At 64.3% G+C, this 22,676-nt stretch carries 22 protein-coding genes; 6 read left to right on the forward strand and 16 right to left on the reverse strand.

What is annotated here, in order from left to right:
- Positions 1 to 45: 45 nt before the first annotated feature.
- A complete protein-coding gene (locus tag L0D16_RS02195) occupies positions 46 to 390 on the reverse strand; it encodes an ArsR/SmtB family transcription factor (protein ID WP_243029698.1) in 345 nt (114 codons plus the stop codon).
- Between the two features lie 210 nt (positions 391 to 600).
- Between L0D16_RS02195 and L0D16_RS02200 the strand changes: the two genes are divergently transcribed.
- From L0D16_RS02200 to L0D16_RS02210, 3 genes are all read left to right on the forward strand, one after another.
- On the forward strand, positions 601 to 1,083 hold the full coding sequence (locus L0D16_RS02200; RefSeq protein WP_243029699.1) for an arsenate reductase (azurin) small subunit: 483 nt from the start codon (positions 601 to 603) through the stop codon (positions 1,081 to 1,083).
- A 12-nt stretch (positions 1,084 to 1,095) separates the two neighbouring features.
- Positions 1,096 to 3,681, forward strand: a complete 2,586-nt coding sequence (locus tag L0D16_RS02205; RefSeq protein ID WP_243029700.1) for an arsenate reductase (azurin) large subunit — start codon at positions 1,096 to 1,098, stop codon at positions 3,679 to 3,681.
- A gap of 257 nt (positions 3,682 to 3,938) precedes the next feature.
- Complete coding sequence (locus L0D16_RS02210) at positions 3,939 to 4,883, forward strand: YbgA family protein (protein WP_243029701.1); 945 nt, start codon at positions 3,939 to 3,941, stop codon at positions 4,881 to 4,883.
- Here L0D16_RS02210 and fni read toward each other — a convergent pair.
- The 9 genes from fni to L0D16_RS02255 are packed head-to-tail and all read right to left on the reverse strand — an operon-like array spanning position 4,861 to position 13,397.
- Positions 4,861 to 5,874, reverse strand: coding sequence for a type 2 isopentenyl-diphosphate Delta-isomerase (gene fni, locus L0D16_RS02215; protein WP_243029702.1), 1,014 nt, complete (start codon positions 5,872 to 5,874; stop codon positions 4,861 to 4,863). The genes L0D16_RS02210 and fni overlap by 23 nt on opposite strands.
- Positions 5,871 to 7,439 (reverse strand): phytoene desaturase family protein, encoded by a 1,569-nt coding sequence (crtI, locus tag L0D16_RS02220; RefSeq protein WP_243029703.1) that lies wholly within the window; start codon positions 7,437 to 7,439, stop codon positions 5,871 to 5,873. The genes fni and crtI overlap by 4 nt, the downstream gene beginning before the upstream one ends.
- A gap of 44 nt (positions 7,440 to 7,483) precedes the next feature.
- Positions 7,484 to 8,524, reverse strand: a complete 1,041-nt coding sequence (locus L0D16_RS02225; RefSeq protein WP_243029704.1) for a glycosyltransferase family 2 protein — start codon at positions 8,522 to 8,524, stop codon at positions 7,484 to 7,486.
- A complete protein-coding gene (locus tag L0D16_RS02230) occupies positions 8,521 to 9,189 on the reverse strand; it encodes a 1-acyl-sn-glycerol-3-phosphate acyltransferase (protein WP_243029705.1) in 669 nt (222 codons plus the stop codon). The genes L0D16_RS02225 and L0D16_RS02230 overlap by 4 nt, the downstream gene beginning before the upstream one ends.
- Positions 9,186 to 9,887, reverse strand: a complete 702-nt coding sequence (locus tag L0D16_RS02235; RefSeq protein ID WP_243029706.1) for a lycopene cyclase domain-containing protein — start codon at positions 9,885 to 9,887, stop codon at positions 9,186 to 9,188. Before L0D16_RS02235 ends, L0D16_RS02230 begins: the two co-directional genes overlap by 4 nt.
- Positions 9,884 to 11,047, reverse strand: a complete 1,164-nt coding sequence (locus tag L0D16_RS02240) for a cytochrome P450 (RefSeq protein ID WP_243029708.1) — start codon at positions 11,045 to 11,047, stop codon at positions 9,884 to 9,886. Before L0D16_RS02240 ends, L0D16_RS02235 begins: the two co-directional genes overlap by 4 nt.
- Positions 11,044 to 11,226, reverse strand: coding sequence for a hypothetical protein (locus L0D16_RS02245; protein WP_243029709.1), 183 nt, complete (start codon positions 11,224 to 11,226; stop codon positions 11,044 to 11,046). Before L0D16_RS02245 ends, L0D16_RS02240 begins: the two co-directional genes overlap by 4 nt.
- Positions 11,227 to 11,270: 44 nt before the next feature.
- A complete protein-coding gene (locus L0D16_RS02250; protein ID WP_243029711.1) occupies positions 11,271 to 12,524 on the reverse strand; it encodes a cryptochrome/photolyase family protein in 1,254 nt (417 codons plus the stop codon).
- 24 nt (positions 12,525 to 12,548) lie between these two features.
- Positions 12,549 to 13,397: a phytoene/squalene synthase family protein gene (locus L0D16_RS02255; RefSeq protein ID WP_243029713.1), complete on the reverse strand. Its 849-nt coding sequence runs from the start codon at positions 13,395 to 13,397 to the stop codon at positions 12,549 to 12,551.
- 107 nt (positions 13,398 to 13,504) lie between these two features.
- Here L0D16_RS02255 and carH point away from each other — a divergent pair, with 107 nt between their 5' ends.
- From carH to L0D16_RS02270, 3 genes are read left to right on the forward strand one after another with little or no spacing between them, the layout of a single operon-like run.
- Positions 13,505 to 14,341, forward strand: a complete 837-nt coding sequence (gene carH, locus L0D16_RS02260; RefSeq protein WP_243029715.1) for an HTH-type transcriptional repressor CarH — start codon at positions 13,505 to 13,507, stop codon at positions 14,339 to 14,341.
- On the forward strand, positions 14,338 to 14,925 hold the full coding sequence (ldrP, locus tag L0D16_RS02265; RefSeq protein WP_243029717.1) for a transcriptional regulator LdrP: 588 nt from the start codon (positions 14,338 to 14,340) through the stop codon (positions 14,923 to 14,925). The genes carH and ldrP overlap by 4 nt, the downstream gene beginning before the upstream one ends.
- A complete protein-coding gene (locus tag L0D16_RS02270; protein ID WP_243029718.1) occupies positions 14,926 to 15,807 on the forward strand; it encodes a complex I NDUFA9 subunit family protein in 882 nt (293 codons plus the stop codon).
- Here the strand turns inward: L0D16_RS02270 and L0D16_RS02275 are convergent.
- The 6 genes from L0D16_RS02275 to L0D16_RS02300 form a co-directional block, all read right to left on the reverse strand.
- Positions 15,779 to 16,981 carry a YeeE/YedE family protein gene (locus L0D16_RS02275; protein ID WP_243029720.1) on the reverse strand — a complete coding sequence of 401 codons (1,203 nt, stop codon included), beginning with the start codon at positions 16,979 to 16,981 and terminating at the stop codon, positions 15,779 to 15,781. The genes L0D16_RS02270 and L0D16_RS02275 overlap by 29 nt on opposite strands.
- Positions 16,982 to 17,083: 102 nt before the next feature.
- Positions 17,084 to 17,635: a DOMON domain-containing protein gene (locus tag L0D16_RS02280; protein WP_243029721.1), complete on the reverse strand. Its 552-nt coding sequence runs from the start codon at positions 17,633 to 17,635 to the stop codon at positions 17,084 to 17,086.
- Positions 17,636 to 17,650: 15 nt separating this feature from the next.
- The gene (locus tag L0D16_RS02285; protein WP_243029723.1) at positions 17,651 to 18,094 is read right to left on the reverse strand and encodes a hypothetical protein; all 444 of its coding nucleotides are present in this window, start codon (positions 18,092 to 18,094) and stop codon (positions 17,651 to 17,653) included.
- A gap of 9 nt (positions 18,095 to 18,103) precedes the next feature.
- Positions 18,104 to 18,541, reverse strand: a complete 438-nt coding sequence (locus tag L0D16_RS02290; RefSeq protein ID WP_243029724.1) for a hypothetical protein — start codon at positions 18,539 to 18,541, stop codon at positions 18,104 to 18,106.
- Between the two features lie 73 nt (positions 18,542 to 18,614).
- Positions 18,615 to 21,800, reverse strand: coding sequence for a molybdopterin-dependent oxidoreductase (locus L0D16_RS02295; RefSeq protein WP_243029726.1), 3,186 nt, complete (start codon positions 21,798 to 21,800; stop codon positions 18,615 to 18,617).
- Between the two features lie 9 nt (positions 21,801 to 21,809).
- Positions 21,810 to 22,661, reverse strand: coding sequence for a 4Fe-4S dicluster domain-containing protein (locus tag L0D16_RS02300; protein WP_243029728.1), 852 nt, complete (start codon positions 22,659 to 22,661; stop codon positions 21,810 to 21,812).
- Positions 22,662 to 22,676: the final 15 nt, after the last annotated feature.

The raw sequence follows: 22,676 nt of genomic DNA on the forward strand, positions 1-22,676 counted from the left end.
CCGGGTCCCGGGCCTGCGTCCCCTGAGGGTGGGGGCCCTACTGTTTCATACCGCCTCGGTCAGGGCACTCTTGGCCTGGCGGGCCAGGCGAAGGAGCTCGTGGGCCAAGGCTTCCAAGGCCCCCGGCCGCAGGCGGAAATACGTCCAACGCCCCACCCTCACCCCTTCCACCAGCCCGGCCTCGCGAAGGATGCGGAGGTGGTGGCTTACCGTGGGACCGGAAAGCCCAGTCTTCTCCTTCAGGTGGCAGAAGCAGACCCCGTAGGCGCTTCCGCACCGCGGGTCAAAGGCGGTGTGCCCGTCGGGGAGCTCGGCCAGAAGCCGGACGATGGTGAGGCGGGCGGGGTGGGCCAGGGCCTCGAGGCGGCTTTGTGCGAGATCGTGTTCCATAGCCTCCACATTAGCCAGAGGGGTCCTGGGACAAAGTGAAGGAAAACAGGTTATGAGTGGTAAGGGTGTATTTTTATGTGTGAAAATAGCCCTTCGGAACAGGCTTAAAGCCGCGATACCCCCCAGGAAGTATGTGAAATCGTCGGATCCTGGGTTGACAAATGTCCCTGGCATTTGATAGCCTTCAATCGCACCCAAGGAGGTGTAGGTATGACACAAACCCTTTCCCGTAGGCGGTTTGTAAAGCTTACAGCGGCGGCCACCGCCCTCTTTACCGCAGGGGGCAAGGCCCAGTTGGGGTATGCTCCCAGCCTCACCTACCCGGCGGTGAAGGTGGCTAATGTTTCCCAGGTGAAGACGGGCCAGCCCGTTACCTTCAGCTACCCGGATGCCTCCAGCCCCGCCATCTTGGTCAAGCTGGGTAAGCCGGCCGTTGGGGGTGTGGGCCCTGGGCGGGACATCGTGGCCTATTCCGCCCTTTGCACCCACATGGGCTGTCCTGTCCAGTACGAGGGGGGGAGGTTTATCTGCCGGTGCCACTACTCCATGTTTGACCCCGCCAAGGCCGGCCAGACCTACCAGGGCCTGGCCAGCTCCTGGCTCCCCCAGATCCCCCTGCGCGTGGACGGTAAGGGCGACATCTATGCGGTAGCGGTGGCCGGCCTCATCTGGGGCCGTGTCAAGAACGTTTAGGAGGTATAGAGTATGGCGCTCATTCCAAGAAGGGACCAGCTTCCCATCCCCCCCAAGAACGCCCGGGTGCATAACACCGTCTGCCAGTACTGCACGGCGGGTTGCGGCTACAAGGTCTACGTTTGGCCCGTGGGCCAGCAGGGCGGCCTTAAGGCCGACCAGAACGCCTTCGGCGTGGACCTGTCCCAGCCCCAGCCGCCCCTGGCAGGCTTGAGCTACACCGAGACCATGCACGCGGTCACCACGGGCAAGGATGGCCGCCAGTACCACGTGGTGATCGTGCCGGCCAAGGACAGCCCCTACAACCGGGGCAACTACTCCATCCGTGGCGGCACCAACGCCCTTACGGTCTGGAGCTTGGACCGGGGCACCCAGGACCGGCTTGAATACCCGCTCCTTCGGATTGGGGATCAGTTCCAGGCCATCACCTGGCAGGATGCCCTCACCCTGGTGGCCGGGGTCATCAAGGGGATCCGCGACCGGGATGGCAACGACGACAACATCACCGTGAAGGCCTACGACCACGGGGGCTCGGGCCAGGGCTTTGAGGATAACTACGGTCTAGGCAAGTTCTTCTTTGCCGCCCTTTCCGTGAAGCACATCGCCATCCACAACCGCCCCGCCTACAACTCCGAGGTCTGGGGAAGCCGCGAGCGGGGAGTGCACGAGCTCAACTACGACTACACCGATGCCCGCTTGGCGGACACGGTGGTGCTCTGGGGGGCTAACCCCTTTGAAACCGCCACGGTCTTCTACGCGGAGCACATCCTCCCCAACATCCAGGGGAACACGGTGGCTGAGAAACAGGAGGCCTTTGCCAAGGGAGAGCCCGCCGAGCCCGGCTACCTGATCGTCGTTGACCCCCGGAAGACCTCTTCCTACACCGTCGCTGAGACCGTGGCCAAGGACCGGGTCCTCCTCCTAAGGCCCAACCTGGGCACGGACTACATCCTGGCCAACGCCATTGCCCGGGTGGTCTGGGAGCGGGGTTACTACGACATGGCCTACCTCCAGGCCCGCACCGACATGGGCCTCTTTGAGGAGTACAAGCAGAAGAGCCTCAAGCTCCAGGTGCCTTACGCCGAGTTCATGGCCCAGGTGGAGCGGATCACTGGGGTGCCCCGGGCCCAGATTGAGAAGGCCGCCGACTGGATCGCCAAGCCCAAGGCTGGCAAGTTCAAGCGCCGCACCCTCACCATCTACGAGAAGGGCATCATCTGGAACATGAAGAACTACGACCAGGTGGCGGCCATCGTGCAGCTGGCGGTCCTCACCCACAACGTCGGCCGTCCGGGCACGGGTTGCGGCCGTCTGGGCGGGCACCAGGAGGGGTATGTGCGTCCCAAGTCCCCTACCCCGGGCTCCATCTACCGGGGCGGCCCGCCGGTTAACGTGGACAAGTTCTTGGTGGAGGGCAAGGGCAAGTTCTACTGGGTGGTGGCCACGGATCCTTACCTTTCCACCCCCAATAGCCAGGTGTTCCGCAAGCGCATCCACGAGCGGACGCAAAAGCTCACCAGGGCCTTGGGCCAAGGCGGGGAGCCAGGAACCATCCAGGAGCGGGTGAGAAAAATCCTGGACGTGCTCTACTCGGATCCCGATGCCCTTTTCATGGTGGTCCAGGACATCTACATGACGGAGACGGCCAGGGATGCCCACCTGATCCTGCCTGCTGCCGGCTGGGGCGAGGCCAACGAGACCTCCATCAACTGCCAGGGCCGGCTCCTTCGCCTCTACGAGAAGTTCATGGACCCGCCCGGCGAGGCCAAGCCCGACTGGGAGATCTTCAAGCTGGTGGGCCTCCGCCTTGCCGACCTCTACCGGGCCGAGGGCAAGGCCCAGGAGGCGGCCAAGTTTGAGTTCGGCAAGAACTGGAAGACGGACGAGGACGTTTTCCTGGCCGGGGCCGAGGAGTTTAAGGACAACCGGGTGAGCGAGGAGGATGAGGCCACCCTCGAGGCCGAGAACTACAAGGGCGTCACCTACAAGTTCCTCAAGGAGGTGGGCCAGCAGGGCATCCGCACCCCCGTCCGCCGCGATCCCAAGACCGGGAAGCTGGTGGGTACGGTGCGCCGGTACACCCACAAGTTCGGCACCCCCGACGGCAAGTTCAAGTGGTACGGCTCGGACGACTGGGAGGGCTACCCCGCTGAGGTGGCCAAGTACCTGGAAGGGGAAAAGGCCAAGCAGTATCCCTTCTGGGTCACCACGGGGCGGGCCCAGACCATCTGGCAGACGGCCTACCACGACCGCCACTTGCCGGTAAAGGCGGCGGCCTTGCCCCTGCCCTATGTGGAGATCCACCCTGAGGACGCCAAGCGGCTTGGCCTCCAGTCCGGGGACCTGGTGGAGGTGTACAACGAGGAGGGGAACGGCACCTTCATGGTTTACGTGACCGATGCGGTGAAGCCGGGCCTGATCTTCCTGGTCATGTACCACTGGCGGGGTACGTCCAACTCCCTCACTTCCGGCTACACCGATCCCAAGACCACCATCCCCTGGTACAAGGGGACCCGGGCCAACCTGCGCAAGCTTGCGGGAAGCATCCCCTCGGTGCAGCAGACGGCAAGCCTCCTGCAGCAGAACAAGTTTGACTAACCCCTAACGCTCGCCTATCCCCCGCCCCCAAAGGGGGCGGGGGCCTCCCTTTCCTCAGGGCCCAACCTGGGGGCGCCAGGACTTGGCCATAGGGCGGCCCGGGTTTTGCGGGATCTCCCTAGCCTGCTTTCAGGTTGATCCCAAGGGGGAGGACGGAATCCTGGGGGAAGGGGTCGGACGGGCGGGGACTGTCAGGAGGGGGGTTCTGAAGGGCGGGGGCTACGTTTCCCCTATGGGTTCCGTGGGACAATGGGGGCATGGGAGCCTTTTGGCCACGGCCGAAGGTGGTGGTGAGCGCCTGCTTGGGCTTTGCCGCCGTGCGCTATTCGGGGGAGCTGATACCGGATCGGATTGTGGCCGCCTTGCGGGAGCATGTGGATTTCATTCCCGTGTGCCCGGAGGTGGAGATTGGCCTAGGGGTGCCCAGGCCCACGGTGCGGCTGGTGCGAGAGGGGGAGGGGGTGCGCATGGTCCAGCCCCTTACCGGGGAGGACCTCACCGGGAGAATGCAGGCCTTCAGCCAGGGGTTTCTTGCCTCCTTAGGCCAGGTGGAGGGGTTTATCCTCAAGAACCGCTCTCCTTCCTGTGCCCTTAAGGACGCCAAGGTCTACGCCTACGCGGACCGGGGTGGGGCGGTGGCCAGGGGGCCGGGGCTTTTCGCAAAGAGGGTGGAGGAGGCCTTTCCCCTCCTGCCCAAGGAGGACGAGGGGCGGCTAACCAGTGCCCGGATCCGGTCCCACTTTCTCGCCCGGATTTTCGGTTTGGCCCGGCTTAGGGAGGTGCGGGACCTGGGAGGTCTCATGGCGTTTCATGCCCGGTATAAGCTCCTGCTCCACGCCCACCACCAAGCCGAGACTCGAGGCCTGGGGAGGCTCTTGGCGGAGGCTAAAGGGAGGCCTTTTTTGGAGGTGCGGGGGGCCTATGAGGAGGGGTTTCTCCGGGCCACCCGGCATCCTTTCCGCCTTCCGGCCATGGCCGACGCCCTGCTCCATGCCTTTGGGTACTTCAAAAAGGCCCTTTCCCCCAAGGAGAAGGCCCATTTCCTGGACCTCTTGGCGGACTTTCGCGAGGAGCGGGTGCCCCTCGAGGCCCCCTTGGCCCTCCTCCGTTCCTGGGCCTTGCGCTTTGGGGAGGATTACCTGGAGGCCCAGGCCCTTTTTGAGCCTTACCCCAGGCCCCTCATGGACCTGAGGAGCTCCTAGGCTCAATGCGTCCCCGGGCCTCCTTTGGGCCCTTGGCCCCGATGGCGAAGAGGGCGGTGCGCATCTCCTGCAGGTAGTCCTCCAAGAAGGCCTGCACGGCCTCGGGTCCCTCCAGGGCGGGTCGGAGGAGGGGTCTGGCCACCGCCACCAGGTCGGCTCCCAGGGCCAAGGCCTTTACCGCATCCGTTCCCGTGTACACCCCCCCGGAGGCGATGAGGGGAATCTGGGGCAGGACCTCCCGCACCTCCTGGATGGCCTGGGCGGTGGGGATGCCCATCTCGCAGAGCTCGGGGTGGCGCACCTCCCCGAAGCGCACCCACTCCTCCACCCGGGCCCAGCTGGTGCCCCCGGCCCCGGCCACGTCCAAGGCCGCCAAGGGAAGGCCCTTTAGGGCCAAGGCGGCCTCGCGGCCCAGGCCGTGCCCCACCTCCTTGACCAGGACCGGAAAGGGTAGGGGAAGAAGCCCTTCCAGAAGGCTAAGGAGCCCGCGGAAGTCCGTGTCCCCCCTCTGCACCGCCTCCTGAAGGGGATTGATGTGGAGGGCCAGGGCATCGGCCTCCAGGAGTTCCACCAGCCGTACCAGGTCCTCCCGGCGGTAGCGCCTAAGCTGCACCAATCCCAGATTCGCCACAAGGAGGACCTTGGGGGCTACCTTGCGCACCCGAAAGCTCCTTAAGGCTTCGGGCCGCTCCAGCACCACCCGGCCCGAGCCCAGCATCATCCCCACCCCCAGGGCCTCGGCAGCCTCGGCCAGGGCCAGGTTGATGCGTTCCCCAAGGGCTTCCCCCCCGGTCATGGCCCCGATGAGGAAGGGGGCCTTTAGCTCCTTGCCCAGGAAGGGGGTGGTGAGGTCCACCTGGGAAAGGCTTAGCCCCGCCAGGGCCTGGTAGCGGAGGCGGTAACCCTCGAGGCCCGTGGTAACCCTTTGGTAGGCCACCTCTCCTTCCAGGCAGGCCTCGAGGTGCTTCCTTTTCCTTTCCGCCGTGTTCAAGGGGTGGCCTCCAGCAGGGCCTTGGAGGCCCTCTCCAGCCCCAGGTCATGGGCGACGAGCCGGGCCGTCATCTTGGCGGACATCATTACGCTGGGAAGCCCTGCCCCCGGCTGGTAGCTCTGCCCCACCAGGTAAAGCCCCCGCACGTCCTCGGAGCGGTTGTGGGGCCGGAAACTGGCCGTCTGCCACAGGACGGGCTCGGGACCAAAGCCGTTTCCCAGATGGCTGTTCAGGGCCCACTGGAAGTAGTCGGGGGTGACGAAGTGGGTGTAGACCAGGCGGTCCATAAGCCCGGGGAGGTAGCCGGCCTCATCCAGGTACCTAAGGGCCTTTTCCAGGTAGCTGGGTCCCAGGGTCTGCCAGTCCAGGCCACTTCCGTTATGGGGAACCGGCACCAGGGTATAGGCGGCGTGGTGGCCTTCTGGGGCCAGGCTGGGGTCGGTGAGGGTGGGCAGGTGCAAATAGTGGGCGAAGTCCTCGGGGAGGGCCTTGCGTTGGAAAATGTCCCGGAGCAGCCCTTCATACCGTTCGGAAAGCAACACGTTGTGGTGGCGCAGGTTTTCCCCTTCGTCCCCCCGGGCCCGGAAGCCGAAATAGGCCACGAAAAGGCCCATGGAAAGCCGGGTGCGCTTAAGCCGCCAGTCTCCATGCCAGAAGCGGTCCTCGGGGGCCAGGAGTTCGCCGTAGGTGTGGATGTAGTCGGCGTTGGAGACCACCAGATCCGCCCCCAGCTTTTCCCCATCCTCCAGGACCACCCCCTTGACCCGGCGGTTTTGCGTGAGGATGCGGCGCACGGGGGCCCGGTAACGGATCCTTCCCCCAAGCTCCTCCAGTTTCCGCACCAGGCCCTGCACCAAGGCGCCCGTGCCCCCCATGGCAAAGTGCACCCCCCAGTTCCGCTCCACGAAGTGGATCATGGCGTAGATGGCGGGCACCGAAAGGGGATTGCCTCCCACCAGGAGGCTTTCGAAGGAGAACACCCGTTGCATCTTGGGGTTTTTGAAATATTTCCTTACGAAGGAGAAGAGGGGGCGGACCGCATCCAGGCGGATGAGCTCGGGGGCCACCCGCAAGAGGTCTAGGAGGCTTCCGAAGTGGGTGAAGCCCAGTTCCAAAAAGCCCCGCTGGAAGATGGCCTTGGCGTCCCGTTCAAAGCGCAGGTAGCCCTCCAGGTCCTCGGGGGCCAGGCGTTGGATCTCGGCCAGGAGGTGGTCCCGGTCGTCGTTGTAGTCAAAATGGGTGCCGTCGGGAAAGTGAATGCGGTAAAAGGGGTCCAGGGGGACCAGCTTCACGTAACGGGCGGTGTGGGTAAGGCCCTCCTCCTGGGGAAAATCCGGGTAGAGCCTGGGGTCTCCCGGGCGGGTGGCGAAAAGGTCTTCCAAAAAACTGGGAACGGTGATCACCGTGGGACCCATGTCAAAGGTGAAACCCTCCGCCCGGTGCACCCGGGCCCGGCCCCCGGGGCCGTCCAGCTTTTCCAGGACCAGGACCTCGAGGCCCATGGCCGCCAACCGGATGGCGGCGGAAAGCCCACCTACACCGCTTCCAATCACCAGAGCGCGCATAGGCCAAGTCTACCCACCCCTCCCGGGGAAACGTGGGTTTTCGCCTACACTATGGGCCTACCCTTCCACTTTTTGCCGGGAAGGAGGGCCCGAAGGTAGACGGGCAGGAGGAGAACCGGGGCCAAGGGGGTGAGGAGGGCGGGCCAGAGGGGCCCCCCTAGGGCTAGCCCCAGGAGAAGCCTCTCCCCTAGGCCCAAAAGCCCCAGGTCCAGCCGGCCCCAGAGCCAGGGAAGGGTGTAGAGGGCCAGGTGGTAGAAGGCGGAGCCCAGGAGGATGGCGGGGTTTTTCAGATGTATATCCAGGAAGTTCTTGCCCAAGCCCTCCAGGGCTTCCCGGTAGCTCCGGTACATGCGCACCCGAAAGAGTCCCGTGCCCAAGGCCAGAGCGTAACCGGGGGCCTTCCGGGCCAGGGCCACGTCCTCCAAGACCTCCTCCTTCACCGCCCGATGCCCTCCCAGGGCGAAATACGCTTCCCGGCGAAAGGCCAGCACCTGGCCGTTGGCCACCCCCAGGCGGTGCAAAAGGGGGTGGGGGAGGAAGGAGTAAAGCCCCCCCATGACGAAGGGGACCACGGTCCCCGCGCCCAGGCCCACCACCTCCTGCCCCGGCAGGGCGGAGAGGAGGGGCCTCTTCCCCAGGCCGGCCAGAAGGCCTCCCAAGGCCCCCTCCTCCCAGACCACGTCGGCATCGGTGAAGACCAGCACCTCCCCCTGGGCCTCCTGGGCCAGTTGCCAGCAAGCCCAGTTCTTCCCCCGCCAACCCTCGGGAAGGGGGGTCCCGGGGATGAGGCGGAAGCCGGGGTGGTCCTTGCCCAAGGCCTCGGCCACCCGGGCCGTTTCGTCCTGGGAGAGGTCGTCCAGGACCAGGACCTCGAGTGCCCCCTGCCTAAGGAGGCTGGGGAGGCTACGGCGCAGGTTTTCCGCCTCGTTGCGAGCTGGAACCAGGATGGAGGCGGTGGGCCTAGGGGGGGTAGGAAGGGGCTTAAGGCGGGGAAAGGATAGGAGGTTATAGAGGAGGGCTAGCCAGCGCAGGAGGAGGAAGAGGAAAACGCCGAAGAAAAAATCGTACAGGACAAAGGGGTTCATAGCCGCCGGAGGGCTTCCATCCATGGGCGCATCTTTTCCTCGAGGCTCCGCCTTCCCCTCAGGACCTCGCGGAACCCTTCGGGAACCTGGCGGGGATGGGTGGCAAGAAGCAGGCGGTCCAGCTGGCCGAGAAGCTCTCCCAGCTTCCCCTCCAGGCTCTCCCCAGGGGATAGGGGGGCCCCCACCAGGATAAAGGCCTCGGGATGCTCAAAACCCCGCAGGACCACCCGGGCGGCCACGGGCAGGAGGGGCACCCCCGCCCTCGCCGAAAGCCAAAGGGCTCCGGGGCGCAAGGGTCTGAGGGGCCCGGGATAGCCCATGGCCCCTTCCGGAAAGACCGCCACCCACTCCCCCCGGCCAAGCCGCCTTAGGGCCTCCCGCACCCGCCCCGCCTCCAAGGCCCCCACCAGGGAGAGGATGGGGAAGGCCTTTAGGTTTTCCTCCGCCACCAGAAGGCTGGTGGGCCTTGCCGCTAGGCGGCCCAAAAGCCAGACCAGGTGCCCGTCAAAGAAGCTGTGGTGGTTCATGGCCAGGACCAGGGGAGAGGAGGGGAGCTCCCCTTGGAGGTATACCCCCCTAAGGCTTCCCTTGAGGCTTTGGAGGAGGAGGGCTTCCACCACCCCCTTGAGAAAGCGGGCGAAGGGACGCTCGGGTTCTAGCCTCATCGCAGGCGCCTTAAGGCCTCGGGGTGCCAGGCCAGCAGAAGCCCCTGGACCACGGCCAGGTTGGTGAGGAGGAAAAAGACCATCTCCTCCAGGGGCAGGCCCCAGGCCTTTAGCCCTAGGGTATAGGCCTCCGAGATCCACCAGATGCCTGCTTGGGTAATGGCCCAATGGTCCGCCGCCCATAGGTAGAGGGTGGGCAAGGCTACGCCCAGAACCAAGGGCCGGCGCCAGGCCAGGAGGAGATCCCCCCCAAAGGCCCACTGGAGCAGGAAGATGGGGGCGAAGTAGGCTAGGATCAGGCCCAGGTAAAGGTACTTCCCCCCCAAGGCCAGGAGGAGCACCCCCAAGGCGGTGACCAGAAGCCACATCCCTCCCCCCACCACCCGGGCCCAGCCCGGCCCCGCCGCAGGGGGCGCCCCGGCCAGCCTGAGGAGCAGGGCCCCGGTAAGGAGGGGCTGGAGGAGGAAGAAAAGGTATTCCTCAAAGGGCACATAGCCAAGGCGGAACAGAACCCGGCCCTCGGGGTACCCCCAGACCTCCTTCCACACCAGGTAGTTGTCCCAAGGGGTGGTGTAGACCAGGGCTATGAGGGGCATGAGGAGGTAGGGCCAAAGCCTGGGAGGCTTGGGCCGGGCCAGGAAGAGCAGGACGAGAAGGGGCGGGAGGAGGAAGACCAGATGAAACTGGAGGTAAGTCATGCCCCTTCCAGGCTAACCCAAAGGCCTCCCTTGGGCCTCAGGGTGACCCCGGCGTGCACCTGGGGTTCGGGTAAAGGGGCAAGCCGGAACCGCCGGAAGAAGGCTTGCAGGGCTACGCGGCCTTCTAGGAGGGCGAAATCCCTCCCCAGGCAGAGCCGTTTCCCTAGGCCGAAGGGGAAGTAGCGTCCGCTGGGAAGACCCCGGTCTTCCAGGAAGCGTTCCGGCAAGAAGGCCTCACCTTGCGGGAAGTGGAGGCGGTGGGTCACGTATGGGGAGAGGACCACCGTGGCCCCCGGGGGAATGGCCTCCCCTCCCAGGTCCAGGGGGGCCTCCGCCTTGCGGGTGAGGATCCAGGCGGGAGGGTAGAGGCGCAGGGCCTCTTGGAAGGCGGCCAAGGCGTGGGCCTCGCTTTGGGCCACCTTTTCCTGCCACTCAGGCCTGTGGGAGAGCAGGTAGAGGCTCCAGGTGAGGGCGCTGGCCGTGGTTTCGTGGCCGGCCACCAGGAGGGTGATGGCTTCAGAAAGGGCCCTTTCCCGGGGTAGGGCGGAAAGGGGGGGCTCGGAGATGATCCCTTCGGCCTCCTCGAGGAGCGCCCGGTGGACCTTGCGGAAGCGCCACTCCGCCCAGGGATTGAGCCGCGAGAGGGGGTGTTGCATGCGCTGGACCATGCGCTCCAAAGCGGAGAGGGCCAAAGAGGCGATCCTCTCCGGCAGGGGCCTTCCCCAAAGGGCCCGCCCCAGGAAGGCTAAGGAGAGGGCCAGCATCTCATGGTCCAGCTCCCTTCTTTCCCCGATCTTCCAGGTGGAGAAGAAGGCCGCCGCCTCCTCCTCCAAAGCCTCCCGGTACCCGGCCACCCTTCGGGGAAGAAAGGGTTCCTTGAGGGCCCGGCGCGCCTTTTGGTAGGCTTCACCCCAGTCCGTGAGGAGGCCCTTGCCCGTAAGGCGGGAGAGTTCTTGGTACTGGAAGGTGGCCTTGTTGTCGGTGCCGTGGAGGACCCGCTCCACCCCTTGGGGGTCAAAGACCAGGTACAGGGGCATCCGGGGTAGGGGGAGGAGGAGGCGGGAATGCCTCTTTCCCCAGGCCAGGAGGGTCCCCAAGGGGTCGTCCCGGAGTCGCCTGAGATCGGGAAAGGCCTGCTTGAGGTCAAGGGTGGCGGTCACGAGCGGCGGATGACGGGGCAGAAGTCCGAGCGGGCCATGAGGAAGGCCAGGAGGCTAAGGCTTAGGAAGAGGAGGGTTTCCGGACGCACCAAGGCCAAGACCAGGAAGAGACCCGATAGGCCGTAGCGGAGGATGCGGATGGCCTTGAGGGCTTTTTCGGGGTGGCTGGTCTTGAACATAGGCCCATGGTAGCCCATGAGGGCCAGGGGGCCTGTGGCCCCCGCTACCGTAGCCGCCCCTGGACGAGGGCCAGGTAACGCCTTCGGGCCTCCGCTAGGTCTACCACGGGGTCTTGGGGCTCGTAGGAGGGGTACTCAGGGGCAAAGCGCCTGAGCCAAAGGCCCTCTGGGTCGTGGCGCTTGCCCTGCTCCACCAGGTTGAAAACCCGGAAGTAGGGGGCGGCGTCCACCCCTAGGCCCCCTGCCCACTGCCAACCCTGGAGGTTTTGCGGGGTGTCCCCGTCCAGAAGGAGGTCTTTGAAGGCTCGCTCCGCCCGCTTCCAGGGGAGGAGAAGGTACTTCACGGCGAACTGGGCCACGCACATCCGCGCCCGGTTGGAGAGGAAGCCCGTGGCCCAGAGCTCCCGCATGGCGGCGTCCACCAGGGGCACGCCGGTCTTGCCCCAGAGCCAAGCTTGGAAAAGCTCCTCGTCCTCCCGCCAAGGGAGGTGGGCGAACCTGGGGTCTAGGGGTTCTTCCTGCATCTTGGGAAAGTGGTAGAGGAGGTGGTAGGAAAAGTCCCGCCAAAGGAGTTCAGAAACCCATTTCCTTGCCCCTTCCCCGTCCCGTTTTAGCGCTTCCCAAGCGGCTTGTCGGGGGGAGAGGACCCCTAGGGTGAAGTAGGGGGAGAGCCTCGAGCCCCCCTCCCCATCCAGCCGGTCCCGCCTCAGGTGGTACGCAGGTAACCCTCCCTCCAGGAAATGGCGCAGCCTTCCCCAAGCCGCCTCCTCACCGGGCTCGGGCAGGGGGAGGCCGGGGTCTTCCTGGGGGATTTCCCCTTCCTCCAAAGCCGGGGGTAAGGCCTCGGGGGCCGGCAAGGGGGGCTCCACCCCCGGGAAGTGGCGGCTAAAGGGGGTGTAGACCCGGTAGGGCCGGGGGAGGTCAGGAGGGATCAGATGGGGGGCAGGGAGGAGGTGAAGGGGAATGGAAAGGGCCTCCCGCACCCGGGCGTCCCGGTACCGCCCGTAAGGGGTGTAGGCCTTCAGGGCGTACACCCCTTTGGCCCGAAGGCGGCGGGCAATCTCCGGCACCCTTTCCCAAGGGTAACCCTGGACCACCCATAGGCTTCCCCCACGCCGGTGGTACCCCTCCCTGAGGGCGCGGACGTTTTCCAGGAACCAGGCCCGGCGCCGGGGCGTGGTCTTTAGGTTATTGGGGTCCAGGACCACCAGGCCTACCACCGGTCCCTGGGATAGGGCTTCCAGGAGGGCGGGGTGGTCGGCGAGCCGCAGATCCCCTCGGTGCCAAACCAGGTACATGGGAGGAGGCTACCCTTCCTTGGGTCAGAGTTCCGTGGCCAGGGACGCTTTTTGCGACATCCTGAAGGCCTGGGGTAGAAGCCAAAGCCTTTCCCAAGGCTTCAGATGGGCCCTTTGGCGCAGGTTGTCGTATCCGGAAAGCCTTAGCTTGTCCAGAATGGCCTGGTACTGCAAGGCGGCGAGGGCTACGGCTCCCTTGCCCACCCGAAGGCCGGAAAGGCCCTTAAGCCCCTCCTGGTAGAGGAGGCGGGCCTGGCTTTCCAGGTAGGCCATGAGGTTTTGGTACTCGGGTGTGATCCGGCCCTCCTCCAAGTGGCCCAGGGATACGCCAAAGCGCTCCAGGAGTTCTGCCGGAAGGTAGATCCGGTCCCGCCCCAGATCTTCCCCCACATCCCGGAGGATGTTGGTGAGCTGCATGGCCTGCCCCAAGAGGATGGCCCTTTCCTCCACCTCCTTGCCACCGCCAGCGATGGGGGCCATCATCCGGCCCACGGTTCCCGCCACCTGGTAACAGTAGCGCAGGAGTTCCTCCTCGGTTTTTAGGCGCACGGGCCCGAGGTCTAGGCGGAAGCCTTCCCGCATGTGTTCAAAGGCCTCCTTGGGTATGGGCCAGCGGGCTAAAGCCCAGGCTAACCCCCTTTCCCATTCCTCCTGGGGGGTTCCCGAAAAGGCGCGTTCCACCCCCTGCCACCAGGCTTCCAGGGCCTCCTCCCCAGCGTTGGGCCCGTCCACGGCTTCATCCCCCAAGCGGCAGGCGGCGTAGACGGCCCACGCCCCCTTGCGCTCCTCCTTGGGAAAGAGGAGGCTTCCCCAGTAGAAGGTGGCGGAGTGGCGGCGGAGGATACGGGCCAGGGCCTTCCAATCGGGTTTCATAACTTTTTTATCATCCTTCTACAAGGAGGGAAAGACTTTTGTCCCTGCCACACTCCCCTATTGTACATAGCCTTGACAGAACTTGGACGACCCGCTAAGCTGGGGTCATGACCCAAGCTGGGGTATACACCATTGCCCAAGTGGAAGCCATGACTGGCCTTTCCGCCGAGGTGCTGCGGCAGTGGGAGAGGCGGTACGGCTTCCCCAAGCCGGAAAGGACCCCGGGCGGCCACCGCCTGTACCGGCCAGAGGAGGTGGAGGCCCTTTTGCTGATCCGCCGCTGGCTGGAGGAGGGGGCCTCTCCCCAGGCGGCCATCCGGCGCTACCTGGCCCAGGAGTCCAGACCTGAGGGGCTTCCCCAGGAGCTCCTTAACGCCCTTTTGCAGGCGGACCTCTCCCGGGCCGAGGCCCTTTTTCGCCGGGGAGTCAAGCTCCTGGGGCCGGAAGGGGCCTTGCGGGGCCTCCTGGTGCCCGTGCTTAAGGAGGTGGGGGAGGGTTGGCACCGGGGGGAGGTGAACGTGGCCCAGGAGCACCTGGCCACCCAGTTCCTCCGCTCTAGGCTCCAGGAGCTTTTGGACCTGGCGGGGTATCCCCGGGGCGCACCCCTTTTGGTCACCACGCCCCCGGGGGAGCGGCACGAGCTGGGGGCCATGTTGGCGGCTTACCACCTCAGGCGGCGGGGATTTCCCGCCCTGTACTTGGGGCCCGATACCCCCCTCCCTGACCTCAAGGGTCTGGCGCAAGAGCTTAGGGCGCAGGCGGTGGTGCTTTCGTGCCTGCTTCCGGAGACCCTTAAGTCCCTTCCCGAGGGAGCCCTCGAGGATTTGGCCCCCCTGGTTTTGCTGGGCGGGCCGGGAGCGAATCCCGAGGAGGCTAAACGGCTTGGAGCCCGGTATGTGCAGGACCTGGAGGCCTTGCCCCAGGTGTTGGAGGAGGCAGCATGAAGCGGTTCAATCGTAAGGAGACGGTGTTTTTGGCCGGGGATCGGGCGGACACCCTGTACCGTCTGCAGTCGGGGCTGGTGCGCATTGTGGAGCTTCTTCCCGATGGGCGCACCCTCACCTTGCGGCACGTCCTTCCCGGGGACTACTTTGGCGAGGAGGCCCTGGAAGGCAAGCGTTACCGATACGCCGCGGAGGCCATGACGGAGGCCGTGGTGGAGGGGTTGGATCCCAAGGGGATGAACCACGAGGCCCTCCACCAAGTAGCCCGCAACCTGGCCCGGCAGATGCGGCGGGTACAGGCCTACGAGGCCCACCTACAGTCGGGGGAGCTCAGGGCCCGCATTGCCCGCTACCTTCTCTTTTTGGCGGATACCCCAGCCTCCTTCCGCGATGAGCAGGGCCTGTACGTGACCGCTTCCCACGAGGAGATCGCCGATGCCACCGCCTCCACGCGGGAGTCCGTTTCCAAGATCCTTTCGGACCTGCGTTACGAGGGGCTCATCACCACCGCGTATCGCAAGGTCTACCTCCTAAACCTGCAGGCCCTGGAAAGGGAGGCCCAGGGGGTCCTCGAGGCGGCCTAGATGCGGGTCCTGGTGGTGGGGGGTACAGGGTTTGTGGGCCGCCACCTGGTGGCCCTCCTCCTGCAAAGGGGCCATACCCCCCTGGTCCTCTCCCGCACCCCCCGGCACCTTCCCCCGGGGGCGGTCCACCTCCCGGGGGACATCACCCGGGAGGTGCCGGACCTGGGAGGGGTGGAGGCCGGCATCTACCTGGCGGGGATCATCCGGGAAAGGGGCCAGACCTTCCACCAGGTTCATGTGGAGGGGGTAAGGAACCTCCTGCAAGGTCTAGAGCGAGCTGGGGTGAAGCGGGTTCTCCACATGTCGGCCCTAGGGGCCAGGCGGGGGACGGGTAGCCGCTACTACGAAACCAAGGCCGAGGCGGAGGAGCTGGTGCGGGAAAGCGGCCTAAGCTACGCCATCTTCCGCCCGAGCCTGATCTTCGGTCCAGGGGATGAGTTCTTCGGCCAGGTGCTTAGGGGCCTCATCTGTGGGCCCTGGCCCTTTGTGCCCCTGATTGGGGATGGCCGCTTCCCCTTCCGCCCCGTGTACGTGGGGGATGTGGCCGAGGCCTTCGCCCAGGCCTTGGAAAGGGTCCTCGAGGGCACCTTTGACCTGGTGGGGCCGAAGGAGTACACCTTCCGCGAGCTCCTGGAGCTTTGCCAGGGGATTCTGGGGCGGAAAAAGCCCTTCCTTTCCGTACCCCTGTGGCTTACGGACCTAGCCGTACCCCTTCTATCCCGCCTGCCTTTTGCCCCCCTCACCCGGGACCAGTACCTGATGCTGAAGGAGGGGAACACCGCCCCCTTTCCCGAGGCCTTAAGGGACCTCCTTCCGGCCCCCAAGGCCCTGGAGGAGGTCTTACCCACCTACCTCAGGTGCTCGGGAGCCCTTCCCTCCTAGCCTCGTTTTCCAAGCGGCAGGCGGGGCGTATCCGTACCCCAAGGGCCGTGCCCAGGAGGGCGAAGAGGCCCCAGAGGGGACCGTGGAGGCTGAAGGAGGCTGTGCCCCCCAGGTAGGCCCCGATGTTGCAACCCCCGGCCAGCCGGGCCCCGTAGCCCATAAGTACCCCGCCCAGGAACACCCCCAGGTGGGTGGTCCAGGGCACCTGGCGAAGGTCCCGAAGCCTAAAGGTTCCACCCAAGGCCGCTCCCAGGAAAGCCCCCAGGAAGATCCCGAAGTTGGTGACGCTGGTGGGGTCCTGAAGGATGCTCTGCTGGAGCTTCTCGGCGAAGGCCGGGTTGTGGAAAAGGGCCCAGTCCAGAACCGGTATACCCAATCCTTGGGCGAGCTTTCCCCCCCAAAGGGCGAAGGCCGCCGTTACCCCCCAGGGTCGGCCCAAAAGGAGGAGGATGAGGAGGCTCCCCAGGGCTAGAACCGCCGCACCTCCCACCAGGCCCCAGGGGCCGAAGAGGGGGTGGGTGGCTTCCCTCTGCCAAAGGGGTACCACCTGGCCCGTGCGCCTTTTTTCCACCCAGGAAACCAGGAGGTAGAGGAAGGCCAAAAGGCCGATCCAGAGGAAAAGGCCCATGTAGGGGGAGGGAAACCAGGTGAGGGCGCTACCTGGGTTCCAGGCGGGCAGGCCCTGCCAGTAGGGAAGCTGGTAGACCCCCAGCAAAGAGCCCACCATAAAGCCCAGGAGAACCAAGATGCCACGCGTGTCCCCGCTTCCCGTGTGGTAGAGGGTACCGGAGGCGCAGCCATCCCCCAACTGCATACCGATGCCAAAGAGAAAGGCCCCCACCGCCAGGGCCACCCCCAAGGGTACCAGGAAGCCCTGTACCGCCTGGCCAAAGGCCTCCCCCCGAACCAGGAAGGGGAAGAAGAGGAGGCTTGTGAGGGCAAAGAGGAGGAAGTGGGCCCGTAATAACCTGCTTTCCCCTGTGAGGAGGAAGCGGCGGAACCCCGAGGCGAAGCCGAACTTGGCGTGGAAGAGGGCTAGGCCTAGGAGAATGGCTACCCAGAAGGCCAGGACCAGCCTAGAGCCGGAGGCCAGCCAAACGGCGTAGGAAAGGCCTAGGGCGGGTAGGAGAAAAAGGCCCAGGTACAGGGGCTGGGTGGGTTGGGCGCGGTTCATGCTATTCATGGTACCCATGAGCCTATAAAAGTCAAGGGTATATGATCCGGGCCAAACGTAAGGGGCCTGGAATCCTCTTCCAGGCCCGCAACACGGAAGCCCTTAGAAGGCGAAGTCCTCCAGGTACCAGCGCTCCGTCTTCTTGTGCTCCTCCTTGGGGTCCATCTTCCCGGCGTAGGCCAACATGACCAACATCTTCCTGCCGGGTACGATCTCCACGTCCGTGGCCTCTCCAGTCTTCAGCTTGCGGCTGAACTCCACCACCCAGGTATCGTTCTCATAGGTGGCCGCAGCGGCCAGGATGGAGTTTTTACCGCCCTCTTTTTCGTCGGCTACAGGGGCTCCTGTCCGCTTGGTCTGGTACATATCCAGGGCCACCAGCTTGCCCCCGTCCATGTAGAAAATGTATTGGTCGCCCCCCTTCTTCTTGTCGGTCTTTTCCGACAAGAAGCCGATGCCAATCCAGCCCTTGCTCTTGCCCTCGAGGGCCAGGTAGAGGGTATCCCCTACGACGCTCCAGTAGAGGGTAATGCCGCTTTTCTCGTGCTTATAGGTTTTGGCGTACTCCCCGCTTGCAATCCTTCCATCCACCTTGGGAGCCTGGGCTCCCGCCACGCCTAGGGCCAACACCAAAAGCCAGATCCATCGTCTCATCTTCCCATCACCTCCTTAGTCCTTTATGGTGATCCCCACCACGAAGGCTACCGCGCCCACGTGGGTATGGGCCAAAGCTGCTAAAACCGGCCGGCTTCCCTTGAAGGCCTCGAGGAAACCGGAAAGGCTCCAGAGGCTTACCTCGGCATCCTGGGCGTTCCAAACCAGGTGGTAGTAAGCCCCTACGGCCCCGGTGAGCACGCTCACCAGCATCCAAAGCAGGAAGGGATAGCGCACCCACTTGCCCCGGTGGAGGAACATGAGAAGGGTCAGGGGAAATCCCACCAGGGAAACAAAGAAGGGAATTCGGCTCTGCCAGCTATCCGTCCAGTGGTCCAAAACCCAGTGCTCCATGCCGTAGAAGACAAAACCCACCATGGCGATGAGAAGAAAGGCGGAGCGAAGAAACTCCAGAAGCCTTTCCTCCTCGGTTTTGGCTTTGATCAAGGCTTCTACCATATCCCCCTCCTACCTGGCCCGGTAAATGGCCAGAAGCCCGGTCACCCCCATATGGGTGAAGGCCATGGCCGCCAGCACCGGGCGGCTTCCTGCCATGGCTTGCATGGCGGCTTCAAAGTTCCAAGCCACCTCGCCTTCAAAGTTCCAAAGCAGGTGAAAGTAGGCCCCCAAGACCCCTGTGAACACCGAGGCCCACATGGTAAGGATGAAGGCCCAGCGCACCCAGGGAGTACTACGGTCAAAGAGCATCCACAGGGTGAAGACAAAGCCGGGGATAGCGACAAAGAAAGGGATCTTGCTCTGCCAACTTTCCGTCCAGTGGTCCAGAAGCAGAAGCTCCACCGGATACATCACCCATCCCACCAGGCATAGGAGGAGCATGACCAGGCGGATGAACTCCAAAGCCCATTGGGTTGTGGTGTTTGCGCTTCTAAAGGCGGGTATCATCCTTCACCTCCTTAAAGGTTATCCTAAGTGGCCCAGGAAGGATGTCCCCCGGGAGCAACCCCGGGGGACATTCCTAGACGGGAATCAGGTTAACCCGCGTTTCGTAGAAGACCACGCTCCCTCCCACCACGTCGGTGAGGGCCATGTCCTTGAGGTAGGGGTCCAGGCGCATGGCGGCGTTGGCGTGAATGCCCTTGGCCCGCCTGGGGTCTCCTTTCACCACCTGGCCGTTGATCACGATGTCGCTGGCGCCATACGCCCAGTGGCCAAAGCCTAAGGGGAAGGCCACGCAACCGGGCCTAAGCCCCTGCACCACCTTGACCTTCCCCACCATAGGCTTCTTGCCGAAAGGCCCCAGATCCCATTCCCCTTTGGGGTTGGTGGCGGAAACTACCTTGACCAACTGGCCATCCCGTAGGCCAAGGCGTGCCGCATCCTGGGCGTTGACCAGGATCTCGTTCTCGGGTTTGATGGCCAGGAGCCAGTAGTTGCTGATGGTACGGCTCTTGGTCTGGAGGATGTTCCTGTGGGTGAGGAGGGTCAGGCCATATCCAGGGTCGCGGAGCTGGTTGCCCAAGACATCCTGGTAGGGGAGGAAGTAAGCGGGCAAGGGCCAGTAGGGCTTCCCCGTCATGGGGTGGAGGGATAGGGCCTGCTTTTCCAGGAAGAGGTTGACCTGTTTTCCGTAACGGTTGGCCACCAGATCGCCCGGGGCGTAGGCCTTGTGGAACTCCTGGAAGCGCCCGCCCCGGTTCAGGAGGTAGACGGTGCGGCGGAAGAGGCTCTCGTCGCCGATGGCCTTGCGCCAGCGTTCCTCAGCAAAGACCGTGGGGGGAAGGTGGCGGCGGGCTTGGCGGAAGACCTCGAGCTCCTCCTCACTGGCCTCAGGAAGGGCATCGGACCCATCCGCTTTCTCCCCAAAGGCCAGATTGGCGGCCAGCTTCAGGTAGAAGTGGTCGGGGTGGGTGAAGGGCATGCCATTGGCGAACCCCTTTTCCCCAAAACCGGGCAAGCCTAGGTGCTCCGCCAAGGCCATGAGGAAGCTTTCCAGGGAGATGGGCATCTTTTCCCCGAAGACTTCCACTTCCTCGGGAATGGGGGCGATGGCGGGCTGCCGCACGGGCTGCACCTTCCAGATGATGGAGGGGTGGCTCCCGTGGAACTCCCAGCGTTCCAGGTAGGAGAGGTCGGGGATGATGTAGTCGGCGAAGAGGTAGGTGTCCCCCACCACGATGTCAAAGGCCACGATGAGGGGGATCTTGTCCGGGTCCAGCATGGCCTGGATTTGCTCGCTACCCCCGGGGAGGGCGTAGGCGGGAGAGCCCATGTAGTGGAAGAGGATCTTCACCGGATAGGGGTAGCCTTGGGCTGCGGAGGGCAGGATTTCCTGGTAGACGTCGGAGGCATGGGGATACCAGGGCCGCTTGGCGGGGAAGCCCGCAAAGAGGGTGGTGTCCTCATACTTGACCTCATGGCGGATGAGGCTAATGCCAAAGGGAGAGAGGGGCTTGGGATGAAGCTTGCCCATGGGGAAGGGACCGCCCGCCCTGCCCCCGGTGATGTCGTAGGTGCTGGCCTGGACAAACCCGCCTTGGTGGTCGATGTTGCCCAGGAGGGCGTTCACCGTGAACCAAGCCAGGGCGTTGTAGAAGCCGTTGGTGTGCTGGCTGGCCCCTCGGTGGACGTCCACTACGGCCTTCTTGCCATATTGGGCAAGTTTTTCTGCCAGGAAGCGGATGTCCTCCTCCTGTACCCCGGCGAAGGCTGCCCAGGTCCTCACCTGGTGGCGGAAGGCTTCCTCTTTGATCAGCTCGAGGGCGCTCTTCACCGGAATGCCGTTCAAGGTGGTGTTCACCCAGAGGTCGCCAAAGACCGGCTGGCCCTCGTCGTTGGGGTTGAAGGCCACGGGCCGGCCCTCCTGCAGGACCACAGGAGCGTCCAGCTCCACCTCCTTATCCCCCACCTTGGCCTTAGGCTTGGCAAGGCCCAGGTCGCTGGCCCTAAGAAGCCTTTCTGGCTTGCCGTCTTTGAGTTTCACCAGCCAGGTGGCGTTGGTCCAGCTGCTTTCACCCATGGCCTTGGCCGCGGCCCTATTGGCAGCGGAGAGGAACTTGCGGTCTATCTTGCCCCACTCCATCAGGAGCCGGATCACCCCCATGGCGATGGCGGCGTCGTGGCCGGGTTTAGGAGCGATCCAGCGGCTGGCACCCTTTACCGCCTTTTGCGCCCACGGGTCCACGATGGCGTATTCCAGTTCCCCCTTGCTGGTCCGTTCCGTGATCCAGCCCACCCTTAGGGGAGGGCCATAGTTTCCCTCAAAGACGTTGGCTCCCACGAACACCACGAAGCGGGCCTTGGACAGGTCCGCCTGCCAGTAGAACTTGGCCCCACCCGACCAGGAAAGCTTCCCGGTGGTATCAAAGGTGGGTTGTTCGCTCATGGCCTTGCCGGTGAAGTACAAGGAGCCCTGGCAGACGGTGGTGTGGCCGTGGAGGTTTACGGTACCGAAGCTTTGCGAGAAGAACCAGCGGATGAAGTCCGAGCGGCCTGCCTTGAGCCGGCCCCAGGCGAAGACCACCTGGTTGTTCTTGGGGCCGAGGTCGGGGTGATCGGGGTCAATGAGGGTGTGGAGATGCTCCTTGAAGTCCTCCTTGAACTTCTCCACCAGGGCCTTCTTCTTCTCCCGATCCTTTTCCGCCCAAATGGCCCTCACCGCCTGGGCCATCTGCTTCATGATCTCCGGGTCCCTGAGGGCCCAGAGGTCCTTAAGGCCAGGGTAGACCCGGTCATCCCCCAGGTGGGCAAAAAGTTTCCCACCTTCCACGATTTCCTTAACCGCTTGGTGGAAGGGAATCTCTTCCCACTTGCCGCTTCCCCTGGGGCCTGCCCGTTTGAGCACCTTGCGGATCCGGTAAGGATCGTAGGTGGTTTGGATGCCTGCCTGGCCCTTGGGGCAGAGGGCTCCATCCACCTTGGCCAGGGTGTGGATATCGGTGTTGAGGGGCAAATGGGGGCGGAAGGTCCAAGGGGAGAGGGGGTTGCCGTCAATCTTGCTGGCCACGCCCTCGTAGAGCTTCACCTTGATGGGGCAGCCGGTGTTGCACTGGAGGCAGGTAGAGTAGATGGTGTTTTCTGGAAGTTGGATCTCGTAGGCCTCCATGCCTTGGGCGCTTTGCTCCTGCAGCGCCAGGCCCACAGGTCCCAGCAGGGCGCCTGCGCTGGAAAGTTTCAAAAGCTCGCGCCGGGAAAGCTTTTCCATGCTCACCTCCTAAACCAGGTAGTAGACGCGGGGTTTGGTGCCCGCTTCTTCCTTTAGGCGCATCACGTTGGGTTTTCTGATAAGTTCGGAGACCAAGGAGGAAGGGTCCTCGAGGTCCCCAAAGTAGGTGGCCCGGCCGATACACGTGACCACGCACTGGGGTAGAAGGCCCCGCTCGATGCGGTGCAGGCAGAAGTGGCACTTGCGCACCTTGTCCATGGGGCCGGCCTCGTCATCCCGGTTGACCTTCTTCCCCCACTCGTATACGGGTAGCTCCTCGTAGGGCATCTGGCCTTGGCCCGGGGTGTTTTCCGTCCAATAGTAACCGTCGTCCTTATGGCGGGAGTCGTATGGGCAGGCGGGGATGCATTTTTCGCACCCTACGCAAAGCTCATAATCGATCTCCACGATGCCGTCCTTCCGCTTCCAGGTGGCGTTGTAGGGGCATGCGGGAACGCAAGGGGGCTCATCGCACTGCATGCAAGGTTGGGGCACAAAGCGGTAGGTGACGTTGGGGAAGGTGCCGATCTCTTCCTCGCTCACTGGCCGGTAGACCACCCCTGGCGGCAAGCGGTTTTCTGCCATACAGCTCACCGTGCAGGCGTGGCAGCCCACGCATTTCCGCAGGTCTATAACCATCCCCCAGCGGCGGTTGGGGTTTTTGAGGGCCCGCTCCAGCTCCTTTTGCATGCGAAGAAGGACGTCCTCCTCTTCGGGTGTAAGGGGTGTGGTTGGGGCCTGGGGAAGACCTTGGGCTAGGCCGGGTGCCACCATGGAGGCGAAGACAGCGCTGGCCATCTTGGCCAAAAAACGCCGCCGCTCCAGGGAAGCGTCCGGTCCTGCTCGCATTTCCTTATCCATCCTCCACCTCCTCTC

The organism is Thermus altitudinis (genome assembly GCF_022760835.1).
GTDB classification, from domain to species: domain Bacteria; phylum Deinococcota; class Deinococci; order Deinococcales; family Thermaceae; genus Thermus; species Thermus altitudinis.